4 protein-coding genes are annotated in these 6,497 nt (G+C 38.0%); 1 reads left to right on the forward strand and 3 read right to left on the reverse strand.

The window, feature by feature from the left end; genetic code table 11:
• The 3 genes from ACWIX0_RS12600 to ACWIX0_RS12610 form a co-directional block, all read right to left on the reverse strand.
• Positions 1-3,511 (reverse strand): hypothetical protein (locus tag ACWIX0_RS12600; protein ID WP_454174338.1); only part of this gene is annotated, 3,511 nt, incomplete at its 3' end.
• 83 nt (positions 3,512-3,594) lie between these two features.
• Complete coding sequence (gene dnaG, locus ACWIX0_RS12605) at positions 3,595-5,229, reverse strand: DNA primase (protein ID WP_454174339.1); 1,635 nt, start codon at positions 5,227-5,229, stop codon at positions 3,595-3,597.
• A gap of 10 nt (positions 5,230-5,239) precedes the next feature.
• On the reverse strand, positions 5,240-6,226 hold the full coding sequence (locus ACWIX0_RS12610) for an RAD55 family ATPase (RefSeq protein WP_454174340.1): 987 nt from the start codon (positions 6,224-6,226) through the stop codon (positions 5,240-5,242).
• On the opposite strand from ACWIX0_RS12610, the gene ACWIX0_RS12615 reads away from it, so the two are divergent.
• A partial coding sequence (locus ACWIX0_RS12615) for a hypothetical protein (RefSeq protein WP_454174341.1) occupies positions 6,167-6,497 on the forward strand: 331 nt, incomplete at its 3' end. The genes ACWIX0_RS12610 and ACWIX0_RS12615 overlap by 60 nt on opposite strands.

The following is a 6,497-nucleotide window of genomic DNA, read 5'->3' on the forward strand; positions in this document are numbered from 1 at the left end:
TTAGCGTGTATAAGTCGTTTAAATCCTTGCCCTGTAAAATAATTTTATCTTTTTGCCCGCTAAAAACCTCGTAAATTCCGCGTTGTTCATCGTTTAATTCGTTCGGGTTTATTTCATTTATTAGCTTTTGTTGTTCTTTTTCTTGCCTTTGCCCGATTTGTGATATACTTTCATCATCTAGCACTTGGACAGGCTGTTGCCTGTTATTTGCTAGAGATTCTGTTTTTACTTCGTTCCCCCCGCTTTCAATATTGTTTAAATCTTTCAATATTGTTTCTTGTGCTTGCTCGGTGTTGCTTAAAATTTTAGCTATCACTTCTTTTGTGGGATTATTAAAGTTGCCATTTTTTAGCTTAAAATCTAGCGTGCGTCTTAGCTCGCTAATGCTATGACTTTTGCGCAATGCACTTTTTAAGTGAAATCTAACTGCTGCTGCGCTTATTTTTTCATTAAAATTGCTAAAAAATGGGATTTGTGGCATAAGCCTTATAATGCTATCATAAATAAACTTTGCGCGTTGGTATTCAAACCTGCCCTGTGGCGTGGTGGCTATGCCCCCTCCCATTTTTTGCACTATGGCTGGGGCTAGTGTGGCTTGGCTTATGGCATAGTCGTTTTTAAAAAGTGAGTGAAACTCTTTTATAAAATCGATATATTCTTTTGCTTGTGGGGTGCTAAAATCCCCTGCGATAGATTCTAGCCTGCTTAAAAATTCCCCGCTGTTTAGCACTTCTAGCACTTTGTTATCGCCATTTTTTGCGCGAAAAATGGATTTTTCTAGCAAGTGGTTTAGCGTGGCTAGCTCAAATTTGATTTTTTGTTCTTTGGGGAGGTGTGCTGTGAGTTTTGCTAAGTTGCTTGCCTCGCCTTTTTCACCTGCGATTAAAAAATCTAGCATTTTATCTAGGCTTTTTTGGTAGGCTAGATTTGTATCACGGATTTTTAGTCTATCTACATCTTTTAAAATACCTTTCATATTTCCATAATCCAAAAGCGCAGTGTCAAAAAGCTCTCTCATCGCTAGCCCTGCATCACTTTGGCTAAAAATTTCATTTATGCCCTGCTTTATATCATCGCGCATTTGTTTTTCAACTCGGCGGAGTTTTTCGGCAGTAAAATTCATATTTTTGGCGTGCTTGCCCCATTTTTCATTTAGCAAAGATAAAGCGTCTTTTAGGTTATCAAAAGTCCTCTCGCTTCCATTTTCGCCCTGCCCATAGATTTTACCCTCAAGCGTTTTTAAATAATTTAACTCTTTTTCATCTAGCGCGGATTCTTTTAACTCTTTTGTGAGAAAATCATAGTTGCTGCGCGAAACTTTGATTTTTTCGTTTTTAAATAATTCTTGCAACATTTCAAAAGCCTGCGTGTAGGCTTCTTGCGTGCCTTTTTTATAAGCGTTAAACACTTCTGCGATGTCGTTTTGCTTTAAGCCAAATGATTTTAGATGGTTGATTGCGCGGGCGTGTGTTTGGTTTAAAATATCGTGCAGGGATTTTTGGAGGGCTGGGCTAGAGTTTGCCACTTCGACTAAAAAGCCATAAAGACTTCCACTATTATCAGCCCTCATCGCGCTTAGTAGCTCGGTTTGTAGCTCTTTGCCAGCGGGCAGGCTAAAAATATCATAGATTTTTTGCGCGGAGGTGGCTAGATGCGGGTATTTCTCGCCATATTTTTGCATAAAATCATTTAACGCGGTGTTTGATTTTGGGTTTAGCTCTAGTTCTAGCCCAAAATCTTTTATGCCTTTTTTTAGTGCTTCTCGCTCCTCGCTAGGTATCTGCGTATAAAGCATTTTTCGCACACTTTGGGCGTTGCCATCAAATACATTTTTTGCAAATTGCCCCACTAAGCTATATTCCATTATTTTGTTTGTAAAGGCTTTTGTGCCTTTGACTACGCTTGCAAGTCCATCTTTTATCCCCTGTGGTGTGGCGGATTTTACGCCTTTTAGGGCGTATTTTCCCCCTTTTATTACCCCCGCTGCGACAAAATCCCCTGCTATGTTAAAAATCCCCTCGTGCAAGCCGTGTCGTAGATTTTCAGCAAAATTTATTTTGTTTTTGGTATAAATATCTGCAAAAATCCCATCTAGCGTGCCACCTACAAACGCACCTAACGCACCTCCACCGACAATACCATAAAAATTTTTAGTCGTTTTAAAACCTTGTGTAGCACCTGCGATGCTTCCTGCTATGCTAAAAGCATTAGATTTTAATAAGTTGCTAAAATTATCTAAAAAACGGGTATTGACTTGGTATAAATACCCATCTTTTTCAAACATAATATCCCCGCTTTTTTCATCGACAAACCCATCATCAAACCCGCTTAAAAGCGCAACGCCTTTGATTCCCTCATTAAATTTTGCTTTGTCTTTTTCTTTGCCCTCCCCACTGCCAAAAATTAACGCTTTATAATCGCTTTTGTTTTCTAGGGCAAAAATCGCGCTTTGTGCGTAAGCGGGGATAATGTTTTGGGCTTCGTATTTCATAAGCCATTGCTGTTGTTTTTCGGTTTCATTGCCAAATCCAGCCCCTTGCCCCCATTTATCGATATAATCTTTGTCTTGCTCGTTTAAGGCTTCTTTGTTTTTGATTTTGTGATAAATTTTTGCTTCGTTTTTTAGCTCATCATAGGCTAGTTTGCCAGCACTCGTGCCGCTTAAAACGCTATAAATGCTAGTAAGGCTAGAATCTGCGCCGCGCTTTTTTAGCAATTCTTGTGCTTCTTTTGGCAGGGCATCATACTCATAGCCTTGCTCGGCAAATTTTTGTAAGGCTAGATTTGCGCTTTTTTGGTCTTTCTCTGCTTCTTTGCTTCGTAAAAAATCAAGTCCTGTAATATCTGCTAGCGTGTTTGTGCTAAAAAGTTTATTTACTTCTTTTAGAGAATCTAGCTCATCTTGGGTTATTTGACTTCGCTCGTATTTGTAGCGATTTTGCGCTAGCTCTCTTTTGTTGAGCGGTGTTTGTAAATCTATCCATAACGCTCGCGGATTTTGCGCAGACTCTTTTGCTATGCCAGCTAAAATCTCGCTAGATTTTGTGCCGTTTTTTCGCATTTCATTGACTAAATCCCAGCTTATGTTGGTTTTTTGTGTGGCTAAAAAATCTAAGGCTTCATCGGCATTTTCGGCATTTATAGCATTTATCACGCCAGCATTTAAGGCTAGTTTTCTTTGCTTTGTGGTGGCGTAGGGCTTTGGCTCATCTTTTGGCTCGGGCGTTGTCTCGGGCAAGTCGTTTGCTAGAATTTCTTTTGTTTGTGTTTGTGTGTTTTGTGGTGTTTGGCTAGATTCTGCGTTGCCCTCGATTGTTCTTTGATTTTGTGAGGAGAAAATAGCAGTGTTTGAGGGCAACGCAGAATCTAGCTCGCTTGTCGCTATGTGAGGGGATTTTAGCCCTAAATCTTGCGCTTTTGGCATAGGACTTGTATTCCCATTTGCTAGACGCAATTCATCTAGGTTAGAATCTAGGGTGTTTTGTTGATTTCCACGCGGATTTAGCGACATTTTGCCTACCTTAAAAAATATGTAAAAAAATATGCGTGGATTTTAGACAAAAAGCGGGGGTAAAATAAAGGTGGCTAAAAAAGCTAAAAAGGCATTTCTAAATCTCTTGCTTTTTTTTGCAAAAATATCATTAAATCAATGTTTTTGCTCGCTCTTGCCTGTGCTAGTTCTTTTTGTAGTTTTTGTTTTTGCAAAGATTTTAATGCTTGGCTAAAGGCTTTTACTTCGATAATAATGTGTAAATTTTCATCAATTTCTAGCGGGGCTAGTTTTTGTGGATTTTGGCAAAAATCATCATACAAATGCGCTACCTCGCCTAAAATCTCTACGCCCTCGCTTGCGACTATTTCGCGCAGCAAAAACGCCATTTTTTCATCATAAAGCGCGGATTTTAGAATGACTTTTTCTAGGCTTGGGAGTGGGTTTTGTGGGCTTTGTTTTTTGCTTTGTTTGGTGTTTAGGTATTCTTTTGAGATTTTTAGCGCGTGGCTTGCTTGAGCGATTAAATCCATTTTTGTGTAGTAAAGCTCGCATTTTGCAATGACTTCTCTAGCATAATTTAGCACGGCTTCTTTTTGTGTGTTGTTTTGGGCGTTTTTGATTTTGTAGCGTAGCAAAAATTCAAACCCATTCATTTCTTTTAGTTCAACTTTCTCGCCTTTTTCTAGCACTTCGCCAAAATCTTTTACTTCTTCATTTAATGCCCACGCTACTTTTGCATTAAAAAAATTTGCCTTAAAACATAGCTCTAGGCTTCTTTGTGCTGCTTGTCCTCCCGCGCTATCTTTATCAAAGCAAAAAATAATTTCAATTTCAGGTGTTTTTAGTAGCTGGCTTAAATGCGCTAGTGAAAAAGCTGTTCCACAAGTGGCTATGGCGTTTTTTATATCCATTTTATCTAGGGCTAGTGCGTCCATAAAGCCTTCCACGCAAAAAACGCGTTTTTGGCTAAAAATCACGCTTTTTGCGTGCGTGTAGCGATATAAAATTTGTGATTTTTTAAATATTTCACTCTCGCTAGAATTGATATACTTGCCTGCGTTTCTAAAATTTTTATAAGGGTGTGTGCGTGCGCTAAAGCCCGCGATTTTATGTTGAGAATTTCTAAGCGCAAAACTTATTCTCTCGCTTAAAGGCGCATAAAATCCATCGCCATTTTTTGCGTGGCGTAAAAAGCCTAATTCTCGCGCTAAATCAAATTGATTTGTGTCTAGTCTTGCCATTATTTCTTGTGTGCTTGGGATAAAACCGATTTCATAGCGACTAAAATCGCTTTTTTCTAGCCCGCGTTTTATGAGGTATTCTTGGCATTTTTTTGCCATTTCGTTTTTCGGCTCGGCTAGATTTTGGATAAAAATTTCATTTAGAAATTCATTTAGCTCGCTAAATTCTTTGTATTTTGATTTTTTTTCATTTCCTTGCCCTTTGGCATATTCAATGTTTATGCCTTGCAAATTTGCTATGATTTCCACAGATTCGCTAAATTCGCATTTTTTAAACTCTTGGACAAATTTAAATACATCGCCACCTACTCCACAACCAAAACAATGATAAATTTGCTTATTTTGACTTACGACAAATGATGGCGTGTTTTCGGTGTGAAATGGACAGCAGGCTTTAAAATTATCGCCCTTTTTTTGCAGTGGCAAAAAATGCGATATGATTTCGACTATGTCGCTTTTGGCTTTGATAGAATCTATATTTAGGATTTTTGCCATTTTTTACTCCTTAAATATTCACAATTTCAATGTATTTGTCTTTTTTTATGTCGTTATAATCCACCTCATAAACTTTTTCTTGCTCTACAAACGCACTAAAACGACCCTTTTCCTTGCTAAAAGCTAGCTTTTTTTTGTTATGGATTCCTGTTTGTTTGTTTTTATACACAAGCACATTTCTTGCATTTTCGTCCCATTCCTGTCCTTTTTGCTCTAAATCATTTTTATCGGGTGAAAGCATTTCAATTCTAACGCTTATGCTGGCTTCGTGCGCTCCTTTTTTGGAGTTGCTAGGGTTAAATCTATCGCCTTTTGCAGTTTGGATAATCAAACAAACAAAAATATTTAGAGAGTGGCAAAGGCGTGCTAAAATGCTAAATTTTTGGGATTCCTCCTCCTCTATGTTTCGTCCTCCTGTGTTTGTTATACGCATTTGAGAATCGATTAAAAAAAATCTTACCCCCTGTTTTGCAAGATTTTTAATATTTTGGCTTATGTCATTTATGTGGTAGCCATCATTGATGATTATCATATTTTCTAACGGGTAGTTTAAACCGCGTTTTTGGGATTTTGATTTTAAATAGCCCTCGATGGTAAATTCAAAACAAAAAAAGCAAGTTTTATGCTTTTTACTTAAAAATTCTAGCATTTGTAGCCCAAAAGTCGTTTTTCCTGCCTCTGCATCGCCTCCTAAAATCATTAGTTGCCCTAGCTCTAGCCCTCCACGCAAACACTCATCAAAATAAGCTATGCCCGTGCTAAATGATGGCATTTTGGGTTTGCTTTCATACTCTTTTTGCCACGCTTGCGCGGTTTTGTAGTTTTGGTGTGCGATTTCTAGTTTTTGTGCTAGCAGTGATAAATCTAGCACTTCGCCATTTTCACTTGCATTTGCTAACTCTTTGCTTAGGGCTTTTTGTTGTTTTAACTGAAATTCTTGGATAAAAATACTTGCAAAATCACAAAAATTTACATTTGGCGTGCTAGCAAAGAACATATCATAAAAGAAATAGATAATGCAAAAAACGGAGGAAGTGAAAACGAAGTAAGCGTAAGTGAAGTAACAGCGGGGAGGGGCACACCCCATCCGCTTAGTGAAAGTATAGCAAAAAATAATCCAAATTTACACCAAAGCGAACAAAAATTATTAAAAGAAGTTAATGTAAGTGAGCTAAATGACGAACAACGCGGAATTTACGAGGTTTTTAGCGGGCAAAAAGATAAAATTATTTTACAGGGCAAGGATTTAAACGACTTATACACGCTAG

Source organism: Helicobacter sp. T3_23-1059 (assembly GCF_053654515.1).

Excerpts from the sequence above, each read along its gene's own strand:
- ACWIX0_RS12610 (WP_454174340.1), bottom strand. The coding sequence starts at position 6,226 with ATGTTCTTTGCTAGCACGCCAAATGTAAATTTTTGTGATTTTGCAAGT.
- dnaG (WP_454174339.1), bottom strand. The coding sequence starts at position 5,229 with ATGGCAAAAATCCTAAATATAGATTCTATCAAAGCCAAAAGCGACATA.